Origin of the sequence: Accumulibacter sp. (assembly GCF_023806565.1) — a bacterium.
In the GTDB taxonomy this organism is placed as follows: Bacteria; Pseudomonadota; Gammaproteobacteria; order Burkholderiales; family Rhodocyclaceae; genus Accumulibacter.
This window is the reverse complement of record NZ_JAMTDV010000048.1, coordinates 1-17,781: the sequence shown is the minus strand read 5'-3', so window position 1 is coordinate 17,781 and position 17,781 is coordinate 1. Positions and strand designations below refer to the sequence as shown.

Annotated in this window: 18 protein-coding genes; 15 read left to right on the top strand and 3 right to left on the bottom strand. The window is 63.3% G+C overall.

The annotated features are described in order from the left end of the window. The first annotated feature begins 11 nt into the window (after positions 1 to 11). The 7 genes from NFV80_RS05540 (at position 12) to NFV80_RS05510 (ending at position 7,580) form a co-directional block, all read left to right on the top strand. Complete coding sequence (locus tag NFV80_RS05540) at positions 12 to 1,718, top strand: type II/IV secretion system protein (RefSeq protein WP_295326923.1); 1,707 nt, start codon at positions 12 to 14, stop codon at positions 1,716 to 1,718. 5 nt (positions 1,719 to 1,723) lie between these two features. Then, on the top strand, positions 1,724 to 2,926 hold the full coding sequence (locus tag NFV80_RS05535) for a type II secretion system F family protein (RefSeq protein WP_295326921.1): 1,203 nt from the start codon (positions 1,724 to 1,726) through the stop codon (positions 2,924 to 2,926). Between the two features lie 15 nt (positions 2,927 to 2,941). Next, a complete protein-coding gene (locus NFV80_RS05530) occupies positions 2,942 to 4,477 on the top strand; it encodes a hypothetical protein (RefSeq protein ID WP_295326919.1) in 1,536 nt (511 codons plus the stop codon). A 41-nt stretch (positions 4,478 to 4,518) separates the two neighbouring features. Beyond that, a complete protein-coding gene (locus NFV80_RS05525; RefSeq protein WP_295326917.1) occupies positions 4,519 to 5,076 on the top strand; it encodes a hypothetical protein in 558 nt (185 codons plus the stop codon). Between the two features lie 16 nt (positions 5,077 to 5,092). Continuing rightward, a complete protein-coding gene (locus NFV80_RS05520) occupies positions 5,093 to 5,557 on the top strand; it encodes a hypothetical protein (RefSeq protein ID WP_295326914.1) in 465 nt (154 codons plus the stop codon). A gap of 77 nt (positions 5,558 to 5,634) precedes the next feature. Continuing rightward, entirely contained in the window at positions 5,635 to 6,855 is a 1,221-nt protein-coding gene (locus NFV80_RS05515) for a hypothetical protein (protein ID WP_295326912.1), read from the top strand. Between the two features lie 17 nt (positions 6,856 to 6,872). After that, positions 6,873 to 7,580: a prepilin-type N-terminal cleavage/methylation domain-containing protein gene (locus NFV80_RS05510; RefSeq protein WP_295326910.1), complete on the top strand. Its 708-nt coding sequence runs from the start codon at positions 6,873 to 6,875 to the stop codon at positions 7,578 to 7,580. 184 nt (positions 7,581 to 7,764) lie between these two features. Here NFV80_RS05510 and NFV80_RS05505 read toward each other — a convergent pair whose 3' ends face one another. The 3 genes from NFV80_RS05505 to NFV80_RS05495 form a co-directional block, all read right to left on the bottom strand. Further along, complete coding sequence (locus NFV80_RS05505) at positions 7,765 to 8,640, bottom strand: Kdo hydroxylase family protein (protein ID WP_295326907.1); 876 nt, start codon at positions 8,638 to 8,640, stop codon at positions 7,765 to 7,767. 174 nt (positions 8,641 to 8,814) lie between these two features. Further along, the gene (locus tag NFV80_RS05500; protein ID WP_295326905.1) at positions 8,815 to 9,993 is read right to left on the bottom strand and encodes a CaiB/BaiF CoA-transferase family protein; all 1,179 of its coding nucleotides are present in this window, start codon (positions 9,991 to 9,993) and stop codon (positions 8,815 to 8,817) included. A gap of 18 nt (positions 9,994 to 10,011) precedes the next feature. Then, the gene (locus NFV80_RS05495; protein ID WP_295326950.1) at positions 10,012 to 11,172 is read right to left on the bottom strand and encodes an acyl-CoA dehydrogenase family protein; all 1,161 of its coding nucleotides are present in this window, start codon (positions 11,170 to 11,172) and stop codon (positions 10,012 to 10,014) included. Between the two features lie 223 nt (positions 11,173 to 11,395). On the opposite strand from NFV80_RS05495, the gene NFV80_RS05490 reads away from it, so the two are divergent. The 8 genes from NFV80_RS05490 (at position 11,396) to NFV80_RS05455 (ending at position 17,630) form a co-directional block, all read left to right on the top strand. After that, entirely contained in the window at positions 11,396 to 13,036 is a 1,641-nt protein-coding gene (locus NFV80_RS05490; RefSeq protein WP_295326903.1) for a tetratricopeptide repeat-containing response regulator, read from the top strand. Continuing rightward, positions 13,033 to 13,644, top strand: a complete 612-nt coding sequence (locus tag NFV80_RS05485) for an ATP-binding protein (RefSeq protein WP_295326901.1) — start codon at positions 13,033 to 13,035, stop codon at positions 13,642 to 13,644. The genes NFV80_RS05490 and NFV80_RS05485 overlap by 4 nt, the downstream gene beginning before the upstream one ends. 26 nt (positions 13,645 to 13,670) lie before the next feature. Further along, positions 13,671 to 14,147, top strand: coding sequence for a YbaK/EbsC family protein (locus tag NFV80_RS05480; RefSeq protein ID WP_366143410.1), 477 nt, complete (start codon positions 13,671 to 13,673; stop codon positions 14,145 to 14,147). Positions 14,148 to 14,513: 366 nt separating this feature from the next. Beyond that, positions 14,514 to 14,735 carry a hypothetical protein gene (locus tag NFV80_RS05475; protein WP_295326898.1) on the top strand — a complete coding sequence of 74 codons (222 nt, stop codon included), beginning with the start codon at positions 14,514 to 14,516 and terminating at the stop codon, positions 14,733 to 14,735. Continuing rightward, positions 14,729 to 15,163 carry a protease modulator HflK gene (locus tag NFV80_RS05470; RefSeq protein ID WP_295326896.1) on the top strand — a complete coding sequence of 145 codons (435 nt, stop codon included), beginning with the start codon at positions 14,729 to 14,731 and terminating at the stop codon, positions 15,161 to 15,163. The genes NFV80_RS05475 and NFV80_RS05470 overlap by 7 nt, the downstream gene beginning before the upstream one ends. Before the next feature lie 12 nt (positions 15,164 to 15,175). Continuing rightward, entirely contained in the window at positions 15,176 to 15,403 is a 228-nt protein-coding gene (locus NFV80_RS05465; RefSeq protein WP_295326894.1) for a hypothetical protein, read from the top strand. Beyond that, positions 15,400 to 16,281, top strand: a complete 882-nt coding sequence (locus NFV80_RS05460; RefSeq protein ID WP_295326892.1) for a protease modulator HflC — start codon at positions 15,400 to 15,402, stop codon at positions 16,279 to 16,281. The genes NFV80_RS05465 and NFV80_RS05460 overlap by 4 nt, the downstream gene beginning before the upstream one ends. A 2-nt stretch (positions 16,282 to 16,283) precedes the next feature. Continuing rightward, positions 16,284 to 17,630 carry a YjbE family putative metal transport protein gene (locus NFV80_RS05455; RefSeq protein ID WP_295326890.1) on the top strand — a complete coding sequence of 449 codons (1,347 nt, stop codon included), beginning with the start codon at positions 16,284 to 16,286 and terminating at the stop codon, positions 17,628 to 17,630. Positions 17,631 to 17,781 lie beyond the last annotated feature (151 nt).

The following is a 17,781-nucleotide window of genomic DNA, read 5'->3' as shown; positions in this document are numbered from 1 at the left end:
CGACGTCAACCATGAACGCTCCGACCGATACCCACTCCAGGCCACTTGGCCAGATACTGATCAGCAAGGGCATCCTCAGCGAGGATCAGTTGCGCATTGCCCTGCGCGAGCAGCTGAAATCCAACCAGCCGATTGGCAAGCTGCTGGTTTCGCTCGGCTTCGTGTCGGAGGCGACGCTGCGCGACGCGCTCTCCGAAAGCCTCGGCAAGCAGAGCGTGGACCTGTCGAGCGCGATCATCGATCCTTCGGCATTGAAGCTCGTTCCGCGCGATCTGGCGAAACGCCACCATCTGCTGCCGCTGGATTACGACGCACGAAACCGACGTCTGACGATCGCTGTCGCGGACAGCAACGACATCGTAGCTCTGGACAGGATACGCGGCCTCGCCGGCGACGAAATCGAGATCGAGACGCTGCTTGCCGGCGAAACCGACATCGATCGCGGAATCGACCAGTGCTACGGTCATGAGCTATCGATCGACGGCATTCTGCACGAAATCGAAACCGGGGAAATCGATTTCCGTGGCCTGCAATCGGCAGACGAATACAGTCAGCCGGTCGTCCGTCTGATCGATTCGATCCTCACCGATGCCGTCAAGCGCGACTCTTCCGATATCCATTTCGAGCCGGAGGCCAGCTTTCTGCGCATCCGTTACCGCATCGATGGCATGCTGCGACAGGTAAGGTCACTGCACAAGACCTACTGGCCGGCCATGGCAGTGCGCATCAAGGTGCTATCGGGAATGAACATCGCCGAAACGCGCGCGCCACAGGATGGCCGCATTGCGCTCAACATGCGCGGCCGTCAGGTCGATTTCCGCGTTTCGGTACAGCCGACGATTCACGGCGAGAACATCGTCCTGCGTATTCTCGACCGGCAGAAGGGGATCGTACCGCTTGCCGGACTCGGTCTCGCGGAACGACAACTGCAACAGCTGGAGTTGATGATCGCCCGTCCTGAAGGGATCATCTTCGTGACCGGACCGACCGGCAGCGGCAAGACCACAACCCTGTATTCGGTGCTCAATCACATCAACTCCGAGGGCGTGAACATCATGACTCTCGAGGACCCGGTCGAGTATCCGATGCCCCTGGTGCGGCAGACTTCGGCGGCCGACTCGCTGAAGCTCGATTTCGCCAACGGCATCCGTTCGATGATGCGTCAGGACCCGGATATCATCCTGGTGGGGGAAGTGCGCGATGCCGAAACCGCCGCGATGGCCTTGCGTGCAGCGATGACCGGGCATCAGGTGTATTCGACGCTGCACACCAGTTCGGCGATCGGCGTGATCCCTCGTCTGCTGGACATCGGCATATTGCCGGACATCATGGCCGGCAACATCATCGGCATCGTCGCGCAAAGACTCGTGCGGCGCCTTTGTGTGCACTGCAAGGTCCCCTACCAGGCGGAAGCGCATGAGCTTCGCCTGTTGGGCGGCGAAGACGAAGGATCGCGGCCGGTGATCTACCGTCGGGGAGGCTGTGATCGTTGCGAGTTCCAGGGCTATCGCGGGCGTCTGGCGATCATGGAACTTCTGCGCATCAACGGCGAGATGGACGAACTGATCGCCCGCCGCAGTACGCTCCGCGAAATGCGGCAACTGGCTGACCGGCAGGGCTTCTCCACGCTCGCTGATGATGGCCTGCGGCGCGTGCTCGATGGTTCAACCTCTCTCGACGAAGTCGGCCGCGTCGTCGATCTGACCGACCGGATGTAGCGCCAGTGCCGCTTTATTCGTACAAGGCGGTCAGCCCCGAAGGAAAAACGGTGATTGGCAACACGGAAGCCGTCAATCTCGTCGACCTCGAGATGCGGCTCCGGCGCATGGAACTTGACCTCGTCAGCGGTGACCCGCTTGGCAAGCGGCGGCGCTTCGCTACCGCCGCCGTTCCGCGGCGGGAAATCATTCATTTCTGCTTCCATTTGCAACAACTGCTGCGCGCCGGCGTGCCCATGCTCGAGGGCTTGAGCGACCTGCGCGAGACCCTCGAACACCCAAGCTTCCGTGACGTAGTGGCCAGCCTGATCGAGTCGATCGAAGGCGGCCAAACCCTGTCGCAGGCGATGGAAAGCCATCAGGAGGTTTTCGACACGGTTTTTGTCAGCCTGATCCGCGCTGGCGAAGCGACCGGGAATCTGCCGGAGGTTCTGCACAGCCTCAATGAAACGCTCAAATGGGAAGACGAACTTTCGTCGCAGACAAAGAAGATGATCGCCTACCCCGCGTTCGTCGGAGCGGTCGTTCTCGCTGCCAGTTTCTTCCTGATGATCTACCTGGTTCCGCAACTCAAGATGTTCGTCAGGAACATGGGACAGGAGCTGCCGCTGCAGACCCAGATCCTGTTCCTGGTTTCCGATCTGATGATCGCCTACTGGTATCTGCTGCTGTTGTTGCCGGCGATCGCAGTGTTGGGTCTGAGTCTGTTGCTGCGCGACAATCCGTTGGCGCGCTACCGCTTTGATCGCTGCAAGCTGAAGCTGCCGCTGTTTGGCGACATCCTGAGAAAGATCATTCTTTCCCGATTTGCCAATACCTTCGCCCTGCTCTACGCCTCCGGCATACCCATTCTCGAATCGATCCGGACGACGCAGGACGTGGTCGGCAACCTGGTCATTCGTCGGGGTCTCGAACGCGTCGAACAACTGATCGGTGACGGACAGAACGTCACTGCCGCTTTCCACAGCACCGGCTTCTTTCCACCATTGGTGATCCGCATGTTGCGTGTCGGCGAGAACACCGGCGCACTCGATGACGCGCTGCATAACGTCAGCTACTTCTACAATCGTGACGTCAAGGAGTCGGTGCAAAAGATGCAGCAACTGATCGAACCGCTGTTGACCGTCCTGATGGGAGGAGTGCTGGGCTGGATCATGCTGTCCGTTCTCGGCCCGGTATATGACGTGATCAGCCGGATCAAGACCTGAAATCCGGTGTGGCCGATGTCCGTCCGCTGTTTCCTCTATCTCAACGCGCAGCAGACGACAGCATTCCGCTGGCGTGCCGGCGTTCTCAGCGAAGACGGCGCCTTCGCTGCCGGCGACAGCGGCAGGTTTGTCGAATATCTGGAGGCAAACCCGAAGTGCATTTTCACGATCCTCGCCAATGTTGCCGATGAGGGATTTCAGGTCGAAACGATTCCGCTCCTGCGTGGTGCCGATCGCCGCGCGGTCATCGCACGCAAGCTCGGACAACAGTTCTTCAATGCCATTCTGACTGCTTCCAGTTCGCTCGGACACGAACAATCCCGACGCAAGAACGAGCGTGTCCTGCTCGCCGCGCTCACCGGCAACGAAACCTTTTCCCCCTGGCTGCAGGCGCTGGCCAGTACCGAGGCAGCATTGACCGGCATCTACTCGTTGCCCCTGCTGCAGCCCTTGCTGGTCAGAAGGTTGGCCATCACGGACGAGCGCTGCCTGTTGCTGACGGTTCAGGACCAGAGCATTCGGCAGAGCTATCTCGAAAAGGGCGAGTTGCAGTTCAGCCGCCTCAGCGTGCTGCAGGACGACAGCGCTGGCAGCATGGCTCGAGCCTTTGCCAGCGAAGCACGCAAGCTGCAGCAGTATTTGATCAGTCAGCGCCTGATCGGTCGCCAGCAGCCGATCACTGCGTATCTTCTCGTGCATGCCAGCGCCAGGGAAGCGGTGCGCAGCATTTGCGTAACCCAGGACACCTTGTCGTTCGTCATTCTCGACATCGAGCAGTGCGCGCAGCGGTGCCGGGTCAGGACGCCCCCGCCGGACACGCGTTGCGAATTGCTGTTTCTCCAATTGCTGGCGACCGATCGGCCGCGGACCCAGTTCGCCAGTGACTCACTTCGCCACGCTTACCATCTCCGGCGCGTCCGCTCACTGCTGCATGGGGTAGCCGCAAGCGTGCTGCTGACGTGCCTGCTGTACGCGGGGAACGACTGGTATCAGGCGAAGCAGCTCGACGACGAGGTCGAAGCAGTCAATCGCGAGACCTTCCTGGCGCAGCAGCGCTACGATGCAATCCTCCGAACTTTCCCGCCAATCCCGACCACCAGCGAGAATCTGCGTCTGCTGATCAACCGCTACCTCGAACTTGAAAAAGGAAGTCGCTCGCCCGACCTCTTGTGGCGCGAAATCAGCCAGGCACTGCAAGGGGAACCATCGGTCGAAGTCGACGGAATCGACTGGCGGATGACCTCGCCGACGCCCGGAGAGGCCGTCCCCGGTGAGCTGCAACATAGCGAGCTGCCAAGTTCGGAGGGCGAACTGGCCATCGTGCGCGGCACGCTGCGAGTCGGCGCGAGCAGCAGCAACCGGCGGCAGGTGCTGGCGGCCTTCAACCGGCTGCTCGCCGCCCTGCAGCGCAATCCCTCACTTACTGTCGAGGTACTGCAGCAACCTTTCGACATCGAGTCCGGAAAGCTGGTCCAGGGAGGCGACGTCGGCGCCGAAGACGGTCGACTGCCCTCCTTCAAGCTGCGGATTCGCCGGACGATCGCTACGTGAAACTGAGTCTGACCGATCTTCACCGACTTCGGTCAAGCGTCATGGCGGCCGTCCTGATGTTCGCCGGCGGCGGCGTGCTGCTCTATTTCGCGCATCAGGGCAAGGAGAGCGCCGAGCATGCCAGGCTTGCCGCCACCACGCAGCGCGGCGAAGTGGAGGAAAGGCTGCAGCGGATGCGTAGCGAGGAGATCGAGATCAGGCGGGACTCTCTCCTGTTCTATCAGTTGCAGGAGCGCGGTGTGATCGGCGAGGAGCAGCGTCTCGACTGGGTCGAGCTGCTCGAAGCGATTCGCGACACGCGTCGTCTGCTCGATCTGCGCTACGAAATTGCACCCCAGCGCCTGCTCGAGGCTGGCGCAGCGGGGGATTTTGTGTTTTCGGTCAGCAGCATGAAAGTACAAATGAAACTGCTCCACGAAGAGGATCTCACGCGCTTGCTCGGCGACCTCCGCCGCGAGGCGAAAGCGCTGATTCGGATCAGGGGCTGCAACGTTGAACGGCTGCCTCCCGCTGCCGGCGAGCGTGCCGGTGACTGGGCCAATCTGCAGGCCGATTGCGAGATCGACTGGCTGACGCTGCGCGGAGCGGTCCACAACTAGCGGGGAAAGTCAGCGGATGAACGCCTTCTCGTGTCCTCGCAGGAATGCTGCCGTTCCTGCCCTCGCCATCTGGCTGCTGCTCGAAGCCTGGTCGGCAAGCGCTGCCGACGACGTGCTCGGTCGCCTGTTCTTCACCCCGGAGCGTCGGCAGCAACTCGATCGCCAGCGGGAAAGCAACACGCTCGACAGACAGCAGATCAACGCCGAACCGGGCTTGACCATAGACGGTGTGGTTACCCGCAGCGGCGGGCAGTCCACTGTCTGGATCAACCGCAACCCGCAACACGGAAAGGAAGGCGGGAGCGACCTGCAGGTGACACCGGGGCGGGGAAATCCTGCGCGGGTGGTCGTGCGTGCTGACGGTTCGCCTGCGGTCAGCGCCCGGGTTGGCGATACCATCGACCGCGATACCGGACAAACGCACGATCTGCTCGACGGCGGCCAGTTACGCGTGCAATCTGCACCCAGGTCGTCCAGGTAGGCGATGCGTCGTCCGCCGGCGGTACCCCAGTCTGCCACGCCGGCCGTGACCCCTGCGCCGGCGGGAAATTTCCCGGCATGAGGAGCATCGCAGTCGGGAGCAGCAGGCGGCAGAGCGGAGTTGCGCTGCTCGTCATGGTCGCTTTGCTCAGCCTCTGGGGCCTGTACCTGATGTTCGGTCAATTGAATGCCAGGCAGTTGCAGATGGCGCGTCAGCAGGATGCATCGCTTGCCCTGGCCGAGGCCCGTGACGCACTGATCGGCGACGCGACTGGCCAGCCCCTGCTCGCCGAAGCGGGGTATCTGCGCCTGCCGGACTTGGGCTTCCGCGCCGGAACGCTCACCGAGGGAGAGTCCGCACTCACCTTTGCCGGTGACGGAAAGGACCTGTCGGTGATCGGCAAATTCCCCTGGCAGACGCTACGCACGGCGGCGCTGCGTGATGCGCAGGGGGAGTGCCTGTGGTACGTCGTGTCCGGTCGCTTCAAGAACGACGCCTGGAAAACCGATCCGCTGAATTGGGATACGCAGGGCCAGATCGATGTCGTCAATGAGGCGGGAGTCCCGCTTGCGAACAGCGTCGCAGCACTGCTCGTCGCGCCCGGACCGGCGCTCGACGGGCAGCGGCGTACGCTGGCCGACGCGGCTTACGCGGCATGCGGAGGCAACTACGACGCGCGCAATTATCTCGATCCCTTCGCTGCAGCGAATGCCCTCGCTGGCCAGGTCAATTACTTCGCCGGCAGCACCAACAATCGCGTTGCCGCGAGCAGCGGCAACAAGGCCTTCGTCGTCGCAAGTAGCGATCACTACAACGATCGCTTTCTCTACGTCACCGTCGACGACATCTTCAACATCTTGATCCGACGCAGCGATTTCGTGCTCGCCGTACACGATCTGCTCGCTTCGCCGGCTTTCATGGATCACCTGCGCAGCATCGCCGTGTCGGGCAGCAAGGGAAGCGATAACATTGCCTGCACTTCGGCACCCAATCCCAATTTTTGCAAGAACTGGAAAGAAATGTTGTTCCTTACCCAGCTATCGCAACCGTCGCGGATCACGGTGAATGGCGTGCAAACGTCGCTCGCGTGCAGTCGCGTGCTGATATTCGCGGGCCGGAAGACCGCAGCCCAGCGGCGCCAGACGGTTGCTGAAAAGACCGACCCGAGCAACTATCTGGAGGGCCTCAACCTCGCTTCCTTTCGCGTTCCCACCACCTCGGCCACGGCCTTCGGTGGCAGTTCCGGGGACTTCAGCGCAGGCAGTGCGAGCACCGATCTCGTCAGGTGCCTGCCGTGAACGGTTGGCATGAGCGAATGCCGCGTGCCAAGGGGTTCACCCTCACCGAACTGGCAGTGGTTCTGGTCATCGTCTCGCTGCTGCTCGGCGGTCTCATCGTTCCCCTGTCTGCACAAATGGACATGCGCAATACCGATGACACGCGCAAGTCGCTGGCAGAAGCTCGCGAGGCGCTGCTCGGCTTTGCAGCAAGCAACGGTCGCCTGCCGTGTCCGGCGCCGGCGACGACCGCAACCGGTGTCGCTGGCGCCGGAATCGAGGCGCGAAGTGGTATTGGGGATTGCGTCTCCACCGTTGGTGTCCTGCCTTGGGCGACGCTGGGAGTTCCCGAGACCGACGCATGGGGTCGCCGCTATTCGTACCGGGTGACGGCGGTGTTCGCGCAACACGTGCAGGCGTCCCAGAACGCCGCGTTCCTGCTGTCCTCGCGCGGTGACCTGCAGGTCTGGTCCTCCTTGGCAGGGGGCGGAGGCAAAATCGGCAGCGACGTACCGGCAGTGGTGATTTCGCACGGAAAGAATGGCAATGGCGCTTACACGCCGCAGGGGACGCGGTTGCCTGCAGGCGCCGACGTGGACGAAGCGGCCAACATCTGGACGAATGCCGGGGTGCCCACGATAAACGTAGTCAGCAAGACGCAAACCACCAGCTTCGACGACGAAGTCGTGTGGCTGTCACCGGGCGTCCTTTTCAACCGTATGCTCGGCGCCGGCAGGCTGCCTTGAGGCCGCCACCGCACCGTACGCACAGCACGAATACCCCGTGCCAGCGGGTTTCTTGTCCATCGTGATCGCTTGGCGCAGGGCGGCTCGCCTGCTCGCGACGGTATCCTCACAAGCCGTCTGCCGCAACCGGCGTGCGAACGTGCGGCAGCTGCGTGCGGGTGGCAAGTTCGTCAGTGCCCAGAGGTCAGGTCAGCCTCCGGCCGAGCAACCGTTCCAGTATCCGAAGTGGCGACTGCGACGGGTCGAGCATGGCGTCGACCGGCAAATGAAATGTCTGCTCCAACAAGTACTGTCCGCTCATCGCCGCGTGCGACACCTGATCCGTGTAGACCAGCCAGGTACTGCCGGCCGGGAACTCGTGCCGCTGCTGCTTCGCAGCCGACTGGTACGGCAAATCCGCCTTCATCCGGTCATGCAGGGAAAGCATGTAGTGATCGTACTCGCTGCGGCGGGTCTTGGTGATGCCAAGCGCCTCGAGCGTGCGGCTGACGCCGCGCACGGGTTTGGGGATCGACGGCACATAGCGCCGTGCGACTTCCTCGAAGGGTTCGCCGAGTCGCCACATTCGGCCGCGACCCGCCGGATTGACGTTGCTGAAAAGGCGCAGGATTCGTCGCCCCTGCGTCGGTGACGACGGAAAGCTGTCTACGTGCAGGCGCGTGTCGTCCTTGCGCCAGGAGCTAGGCCGTCCCGCGATCTCGACTGGACGGAAGCTGGTTCGCGCCTGTTGCAGGGACGGCACATAGCGCGGGAACAGATGGCCGACGAGGGTGGCGCTGAGCGCAGCAAATCTTGTCATCATGCTTTCGAGCAAGTTCAGTTCGGCCGCGCTGGTATTGCCGCCACGCAACACGCGGCGGACGGGGTCGAAACTGATGTTCTTGGCATCGCCGGTGCTTGCCGAAGAGCAGATCCGGCTTTCCGCGACCGCCAGCGGGAAGTCCAATTGCGGGAACAGGAGAACCTTTCCCGATTCGATCGCCGCGATTGCCTCTTGCTGCTCGGCCGCCGAGCGAGGTTGATCCCAATTCACCTGCGGCAGGGTAACGATTTCTGTCATGTCGATCGGTGCAGGCAGGGGGCCTGCGGCTGGAAAGGATGGAAGTATTGCTGCTCGGCAGGCAGCAGCAGGAACGATATGCTCCCGCATCGAACAGTCGCCGTCAATCTTCGTGGATGCCGAGCGGCAACTGTCCGACGTCCGGTGGACTCGCCACTCTCTTCCGCAAGTGCTTCAAATGGCTCCCATTTCCCGCAGTCGCCAGATCTCCGCCGGCGCCCAGCCGAGTTCGCCAAGGATCGCGTCGGTATGCTGCCCGAGGGCAGGCACGGCGTCCATCCGCGGCGTGAAACTATCCACTTTTCCGGGTGGCAACAGGGCAGGAATCGGGCCGGCCGGCGTTGTCACTTCGGCCCAGCGCGCACGCGCCGCAAGCTGCGGGTGCTGCCAGACATCGTGCAGCTCGTTCATGCGCGCGTTGGCGATCTGCGCTGCGTCGAGCCTGGCGATCAGTTGCTCGGAGCCGAGGCGGGCGAAGCAGGCGGCGATCAGTGGCTGCAGTTCGTCGCGGGCTGCGCTGCGCAAGGCGTTGGAGCTGTAACGCGGATCTCCGGCGAGATCCGGGCGTTCGAGCACGTCGTTGCAGAAGGCCTGCCACTCGCGCTCGTTCTGCACACCGAGCATGACCATGCGGTCGTCGCCTGCGGCGAATGGGCCGTAGGGGTAGATCGTCGCGTGCGCTGCGCCGGCGCGTGTCGGTGGCGCAGCGCCGGCGAATGCGTAGTACAGAGGGTAACTCATCCACTCGACCATGCTTTCGAACATCGATACCTCGATGTGGCAGCCGCTCCCGCTCCGGCCGCGCTGCAGCAGCGCCGCCAGGATGTGACTGTATGCGTACATGCCGGCGGCGATATCGGCGATCGAGCAACCCGCCTTGGCCGGCGCGTCGGGCGAGCCGGTGACCGAGAGGAAGCCAGACTCGCTCTGGATGAGCAGGTCGTAGGCCTTCTTGTCGCGGTACGGTCCGTCGCTGCCGTAACCGGAAATGTCGCAGACAACCAGCTGCGGGTGCCGCTCGCGCAGGACTTCGTACGACAGACCGAGACGGGCGGTGGCGCCAGGTGCCAGGTTCTGGACCAGCACGTCGGCGCGTTCAAGCAGACTGGTCAGGATGTCCGCTGCCGCCACGTGCTTGAGGTCGAGCGTCAGGCTTTCCTTGCCACGGTTGGTCCACACGAAGTGCGACGCCAGGCCGAGCACGCGTTCATCGTAGGCGCGTGCGAAATCGCCTCCCTGCGGGCGCTCGACCTTGATCACGCGAGCGCCGAGGTCGGCCAGTTGACGGGTGCAGAACGGTGCGGCGATGGCGTGTTCGAGGGTGATGACGGTGATCTCATCGAGTGGACGCATGGCGAGATCCTTCGCAGCTCAGAACGAACGCGGCAAGCCGAGCAGGTGCTCGGCGACGTACGAAAAAATCAGGTTGGTCGAGATTGGCGCCACCTGGTATAGCCGGGTTTCGCGGAACTTGCGTTCGACGTCGTACTCGCAGGCGAACCCGAAGCCACCGTGTGTCTGCAGGCAGACGTTGGCGGCTTGCCACGACGCCTTGGCGGCGAGGTACTTGGCCATGTTGGCCTGCGCACCGCAGGGCTGCTGCGCGTCGAAGAGTGCGCACGCCCGGAAGCGCATCAGGTTGGCCGCCTCGATCTCGATCAGGGCTTCGGCGATCGGGAATTGCACTCCCTGATTCATTCCGATCGGGCGGTCGAAGACGATGCGCTCGCTGGCGTAGCGGCTGGCGCGCTCGATGAACCAGTAACCGTCACCGATGCACTCGGCAGCGATCAGCGCGCGCTCGGCGTTGAGCCCGTCGAGCAGATAACGGAAACCCTCGCCTTCCTCGCCGATCCGATTTTCTTCGGGAATTTCGAGATTGTCGAAGAAGAGTTCGTTGGTTTCGTGATTGACCATGTTCGCGATCGGTTGCACCGACAGGCCGTTGCCGATCGCCTGCCGCAGGTCGACGAGGAAGATCGTCATGCCTTCCGATTTCCTTTTCACCGCAGCGAGCGGCGTCGTGCGCGCCAGCAGGATCATCAGGTCCGAGTGCTGGACGCGCGAGATCCACACCTTCTGGCCATTGACCAGATATCGGCCACCCTTCTTCACGGCAGTGGTCCCGATGCGGGTGGTGTCGGTGCCAGCCGTCGGTTCGGTCACCGCCATCGACTGCAGGCGCAGGCTGCCGGCAGCGATCGCCGGCAGGTATTGCTCCTTCTGTACTCGGCTGCCGTGGCGCAGGAGTGTTCCCATGTTGTACATCTGGCCGTGCACGGCTGCGGAGTTGCCGCCGCTGCGGTTGATCTCCTCAAGGATCACGCTTGCCGCGCTGAGTCCCAGGCCCGAGCCACCGTATTCCTCGGGGATCATCGCTGCCAGCCACCCGGCGTCGAGCAATGCATCGACGAAGGCTTCGGGATACGCGCGCGCAGCGTCGATCCTGCGGAAATATTCGTCGGGAAACTGGCGACACAGATCGCGGACGGCGTCGCGGATTTGCTGGTGTTCGTCGGGGGTATCGAGCACGATTTCCTCGCTGGTGATCCGCCCGCGTCCGGGGAGCCCCGTTTGTGCGGACGGCTTCGCAGGCAGCATTCGGCCGGCGCAGCAAGCGCGGTGGAACCGGCATTTTCCACCGCGCGCTTGTTGAGTGGCCAATCTTACCGGGGGTACGCTTCGCGATCCACCAGTGCCGGAGCGGCCCGGGCGCAGCGGCAGTGGAAATCCGGTATCATCCGATGCGTCCTCCGTGTCCCAGCAAGCAATGGCCATCCTTTCGCCCTACCGCGGCAAACGTATCCTGATCATCGACGACGTCGCGGCAATGCGCACTTCGATCCGCAGCCAGGTGATCAGTCTCGGCATCGATCAGGCAAACGTCGCTGCGGACGTCCGCCGTGCGCTCGAGCTGTTGCAGTCCAGCCGCTTTGACATCATCCTCTGCGACTATTACCTCGGCGGCAGCACCGATGGGCAGCAGTTCCTCGAGTACCTGCGCACTCGCAAGATCATCAGCCGCGCGGCCGTGTTCGTCATGATCACGGCCGAGAAGCGCTACGCGTCGGTCATTACCGCGGCCGAGTGCATGCCGGACGACTATCTGCTGAAACCGTTCACCGCCGAGACGCTCCGCTCGCGCCTCGACCGCCTGCTGGAAAAGAAGCTGCGCCTGGCACGCATCGACCAGTTGCACGACCAGGGACGCTGGTCCGAGATCATTCCTTTGTGCGACCAAATCATCGCAGCTCGCGACAAGTTCCTGGTCGATGCCCTGCGCGTAAAGGGAAACGCGCTGATCATGGCCGGCCGCTTCGAGCAGGCGATCGACTTCTACCGGCAGGCGCTGCAAATGCGCTCGATGCCTTGGGCCAAACTGGGCCTGGCGAGGGCATATCAGGGGAGCGGCGATGGCGAACAGGCCAAACGGACGCTCACCGATCTGGTTGCCGAGACGCCGCGTTTCCTGGCTGCCTACGATGTGCTGGGGCGCCTGCATCGCGACGCCGGGGAGGTTGACGAGGCACTCAACATTCTCGATCGGGCATGCGAATTGTCGCCCAATGCGCTGGCTCGTCATCGCGCGATCGCGGCGTGCGCCGAAGATGTGGCGGATTTTGGTCGTGTCGAGCAGGCGATGAGCACGGTTCTGCAAAAGACGCGCAATACGCCGCTGCGTGACGTCGATGACTACGCCAGACTCGGCAACGCCTGGACCGAACTCGGCGATGCCGGCAAGGCGATCGCACTCATCACGGAAGCCAGAACGAGCTTCAAGGAGGCCGGCGAGACGCCGTTTCTCGCCGCCGTCGAGGCCGTCGCACAACACCAGGCAGGCAACGTCGAACTCGCGCAGCAGGCTTTGGCGCGTGCCATGCAGGGAAGTACGCAGACGATGCCGGAAATGGTCAAGCTTGCCGTCGCCAAGGCCTGCCTGGTACAGGGCAGGAACGACGAAGCCGAGCAGATGCTCAAGGATGTCCTGCAAAACAATCCGGAGCGCCCCCTCCTGCATGCCGGCATCAGCCGGATGATGCAGGCACACGGGGATGCCGCGCGGGCCGAGAGTCTGATCCGCAGCAGCCACGCCGAGGTGATCAAGATCAACGACGATGCGGTGAGGAAGGGGCAGGCCGGAGACTTTGCGACGGCGTCGGCGATGCTAAGGGCGGCGGCGGAACGTCTGCCCGGCAATCTGCAGATCGTCGCCAACGCCGCCTATGCGCTCTTTCTGGACGTTTTCATGAACGGTGTCGACGCCGGCAAGCTGCACGATGCCAGCCGCTTCCAGCAGATGCTGCTCGCCAGCGACAGACGTCATCCGAAATTGCGCGAGATTGCCGAAATTGCCGCCAAGGTGCAGCAGAAATTCAATCTGCCGGTGTCGTCATGAGCTTTTCCGAGATTGCCGCGCTGACCCTGCACGACGTCAAGAACCGTCTGGCGCAACTCGCCGGTCGCGCCGAAGCGGCCGGCGATGTCGAAACAATGCGCGACGCGATTGCGGCTGCAGATGCGCTGACCCGGCTGCTGGTCTACTACCGTGCGGAGATCGGCAGTCTCGGTCTCAACATCGATGCGCACGCACCGGCCGATCTCGCCGCCGAGTTGCTCGATGGCCAGGCGGCAGGCGACACCTGCCGCGTCGAGCTCGACTGTTCGCGGGCGCCGACTCTGTGGTTTTACGACGAAGCGCTGGTGCGCATGGTCCTCGCCAACGCCGTGCAGAATGCCCGGCGGCATGCACGCACACATGTCCGGATCGAGGTTGCGGAAGGCGACGATGGCCTTGAGTTCCTCGTGCGCGACGATGGCCCGGGGTATCCGGACACTGTCCTCGATCACGTAGGCACTGCAACACGCGTATCTAGGAACGGTACGGGCCTGGGTCTACGCCTCGGCCGGCGCGTCGCCGAAATGCACGAGAACGCCGGTCAGCGTGGGCAGATCCGGCTCGCGAACGAAGGCGGCGCGGTGTTCCGCCTGATCCTGCCGCGATAGATCGAGCAATGGAAGCGGCGGACCCAATGCCCGATGCGGCGCGCAGAGTCGCGGATCTCCTGAATGAAATCGGGCACCCGCGGTCCGTCGTCCTCCTACCGGCGAGCGGCAGAACGTCCGCTGAAGCCGCGGCCGGGCTCGGTTGCAGCGTTGCCGAAATCGCCAAATCGATCATTTTTCGCCGTGTCGTCGACGACCGGGCGGTGATGGTCGTTGCCAGTGGTGCCAACCGCGTCGACGAGGACAAGGTTGCTGCGCTGGTCGGGCCGCTGCGCAAGGCCAACGCCGCCTTCGTCAAGGAGCACACCGGTTATTCGATCGGCGGCGTCTGTCCGATCGGGCATTGCAAGGACACCATCGTCCTGGTCGACCGGGACCTGTTGCGCTTCGACAGCATCTGGGCCGCTGCCGGCCATCCACATGCGGTGTTCAACCTGTCGCCGAGCGAATTGCTGGCGATGACCGGTGCGCCGGTGGTCGATGTCGCAGCACCTGCGGCCTGACGACGCTGTTCAGCATCGCCGGGGCGACGCGTGTCCGGGCAGCGCCGTTCGGTCGACGACAATGCCGCCTGTTCGAGTCGATCTCGGCGATCGATCCGGTTGCCACGTGAAGTGGCAGGATCGTGGGCGTCAGCCTCGTCTTGTCGCTAGCGGAGTCTCGCTGGCTGCCAGCACCGTCGATCATTCTTACCCGGAAGCGCTTTGATGCCTTCGACCCCTTTGCCGGACAGGCCGACCGCCGCACCCCACGGCGATGGCGACAACGCTCTTGCCCGCTGACGGCAATGGCTCAATTACTACGCACACCTGCTGGGATCGCGCAACCGGGGGCTTGCTCTGCTTGGCGGCTTGTTGGCGATTACCTGGGTGAGCGCCGGCATTTACCGGGTGCAGCCCGACGAGCAGGGCGTCGTCCTGCGTTTTGGCAAGTGGGCGGATACCACCGGCCCTGGGCTGCATTACCACCTGCCATATCCGATTGAGTCGGTAATGTTGCCCAAGGTTACCCAGGCAAACCTGCTGCAGTTGGGAAATGGGCGGAAAAGCGGCGCGAAAGAGACCGACGACCCGCACATTGCCAGATGCTGACCGGCGACGAGAACATCGTGGAAGCCGAATGCGCCGTTTTCTGGCGGATAAAGGATCCAGGACAGTTTCTCTTCCGGATCGACAAGCCCGAGGCAGCAGTCAAGGTCGCCGCCGAAAGCGCGCTGCGCGAAGTCATTGGTCGCACTCCGATCCAGGCTGCGATGTCCGACAAACGCCAGCAGATCGCCGATCAGACGCGAGAACTGTTGCAGACCCTGCTCGATCACGCCAACTCGGGTATTTTGATCACCCGGGTGCAGTTGCAACGAGTGGATCCGCCGGCTGCCGTAATCGACGCTTTCAACGACGTGCAGCGTGCCCGCGCCGACCAGGAGCGAGCCCGCAACGAGGCCGAGGCCTACGCGAACGACATCATCCCGCGCGCCCGCGGAGATGCGGTACGCATCGCGCAGGATGCCGAGGCCTAGAAGTCACAGGCGGTGAACCTGGCCGATGGCGATGCCAAAGGCTTCCTGTCGGTTTACCAGAGCTATTCCCAGGCCAGGGACGTGACGGCGTGGCGGCTCTACCTCGAAAGCATCGACGAGGTCCTGAAGAAAAGCTCCAGGTTGATCATCGACACCTCGGGCAAGGGAGTTTCCGGCGTCGTGCCTTACCTGCCGCTGAACGACAAGGAGGAGTCGGCAAGCAGGGAGGCGAGCAAGTGAATTCACGATGGCGTACCGTGCTGCTGGTCGGCGCATTCTTCCTTCTATGGCTGCTGTCGGAAACACTTTTCGTGGTGAGCGAGGTGCAACAGGCACTGATCGTGCGTTTCGGTGCGCCGATCGACGCAGTGACGGAACCTGGACTGCAGATCAAGCTGCCACTGGCCGATTCGGCGATCTATTACGATACCTGGCTCCTGACCGTCGAACCGCCGACTGAACAAGTCATCCTCGGCGATCAGAAGCGTCTTGAGGTGCAGACTTACACCCGTTTTCGCATCGCCAATCCGCTGCGCTTTTATCAGGCGCTCCGGACACTCGAACAGGCCACGCCGCAACTGGCGCAACTCGTCCGTTCGTCGTTGCGGCGCGAACTCGGCCAGGTGACGCTGCGCTCGCTGCTCTCGGACGAACGACCGCGCATCGTCGAGCAGATTCGCAACGAGGTCGCCGAGAAGGCAAGGGCGTTCGGCGTCGAGGTGGTCGAGATCCGTTTCCACCGTGCCGACTTGCCGCTCGAAACCAGCCAGGCGATCTATGACCGGATGAAATCGGAACGTCAGCGCGAAGCCAAGGAGTTGCGCGCGCAGGGTTTCGAGTGGGCACAACAGATCCAGTCGAAGGCCGATCGCGAGCGGACGGTGATCCTTTCGGAGGCACAGCGCGAGGCCAAGATTGCTCACGGTCAGGCCGATGCCGAGGCAAACCGGCTTCTCGCAGATGCCTTCGGCCGCGACCCTCAGTTCTATCGGTTTTACCGCTCGCTGCAGACCTACCGTCAGTCGTTGGCCGACAGCGGGCCGACCGTCGTGCTGTCGCCGGACGCCGAGTTCCTGCGCGACTTCAGGAGCGGCCCCGGCACGCTTCCGAAACGTTGATCATGGAGGCTTCCGACGGCCTGTTCCACTACTTCGGGCTGACCCTCGAAGTATTCCTCATCGACCTCCTGCTGAGCGGCGATAACGCCGTCGTGATTGCCCTCGCCTGCCGCTCGCTTCCTCCGCTGCAGATGCGCCGGGCCATGCTGATCGGCACCGGCGGTGCCATCGCGCTACGCCTTCTGCTGACCAGCGTCGCCAGCCTGCTGCTGACCATCCCGCTGCTGAAGCTGGTCGGCGGCGCCGCACTGGCCGCCATCGCGATCAAGCTGATCGTCGAAGAGGATGCGGCAGTCTCGCCGGAGGTTGCGGGCGTCGCCAGTCCTGGTCGCTTGTCATCGGCGATCGGCACGGTAATCCTCGCCGACGCGGTGATGAGTCTCGATAACGTCGTCGGCCTCGCCGCCGCCACTCGTGGAGAGATCGCCTTTCTTGCCCTTGGCCTGCTCCTGAGCATCCCGCTACTGATGTTCGGCAGCCTGTTCGTCACCACTCTGCTGCAGCGTTACCCGCTGCTGATTCAGGGCAGAGGCGCACTGCTCGGCTGGCTGGCCGGCGATCTCGCCGTTACCGACCCGCTGATCAGCCCGTTGCTCAGCCAGCAAGCACCTGCCCTGACCGTACTGGTGCCCTGGCTGGTGGCTGTTTTCGTTGTTGCCGAGAGTCGCATCATCGAGCAGTCACGGGCAACGGCTGCAGCGCTGCGACCGCGGCGCAGGCAGCCGGCAGTCCCGTCTCCCGTCGCCGTGCCGCCGGCGACCGGGCTGGCGAGCGTGCGCACCGTCAGTGAGATCGCTGCAAGCGGCGCCGCCGACGAAACTGCCGATCAGTCGCCCGACGTAGCCTGGCCGCGCGCTGCGGTTGAGCCCGCGGCGCCTGCAGGGGGTGCCCGGAGCGACGCTACGCCCGCCCGCCGCCAGCACTCGTCGCCGCGGTTTCGCTGGCTTGCCGCAATTTCGCTGGTTGCCACCGGTTGGGTAGCATTTGCCTACGTCCGTGCGCACTGGATGCCTCAACCCACCGAACTCCAGCGCTACGTTTGCCGTGGTTCCGACACCATCGTTTACTACCGTCACGGTGCCAACCAGGTGCGCATGAGTTCCGCCGGCGGTACGGTCGATGGCCTGATGCACTACGAGGAAATTGACTGGGGCGACGCCGAGAAGGCGGCCAGCACGCTAGGCATCGCGCCGCCGACCGCGATTCGGTACGGAGACACCAAGTCCGTACGACTCAATGGCGGTTCCTTTGCCGGTGTCGAGTGCTTCGTGCAGGCGGCGGCCAGCGTCCTTGACGCAGGGCGATCTCGGGAAATACCTGATGTCCGGTCAAACGCTGTCACCCGCTGATGCAGTCGGCCGCGCTTGCCTTCAGGTCCGCTCGCTGGTGTGCGCTGGCTGAGAGCACGAGCGGACCTTTCCGATACGGCCCAGCGCCTATCCGCAAGCGGTCGGCCCGAAAAGCTCGTCGAGGCTGCGTGCGTCGAGCACGCGATCCAGC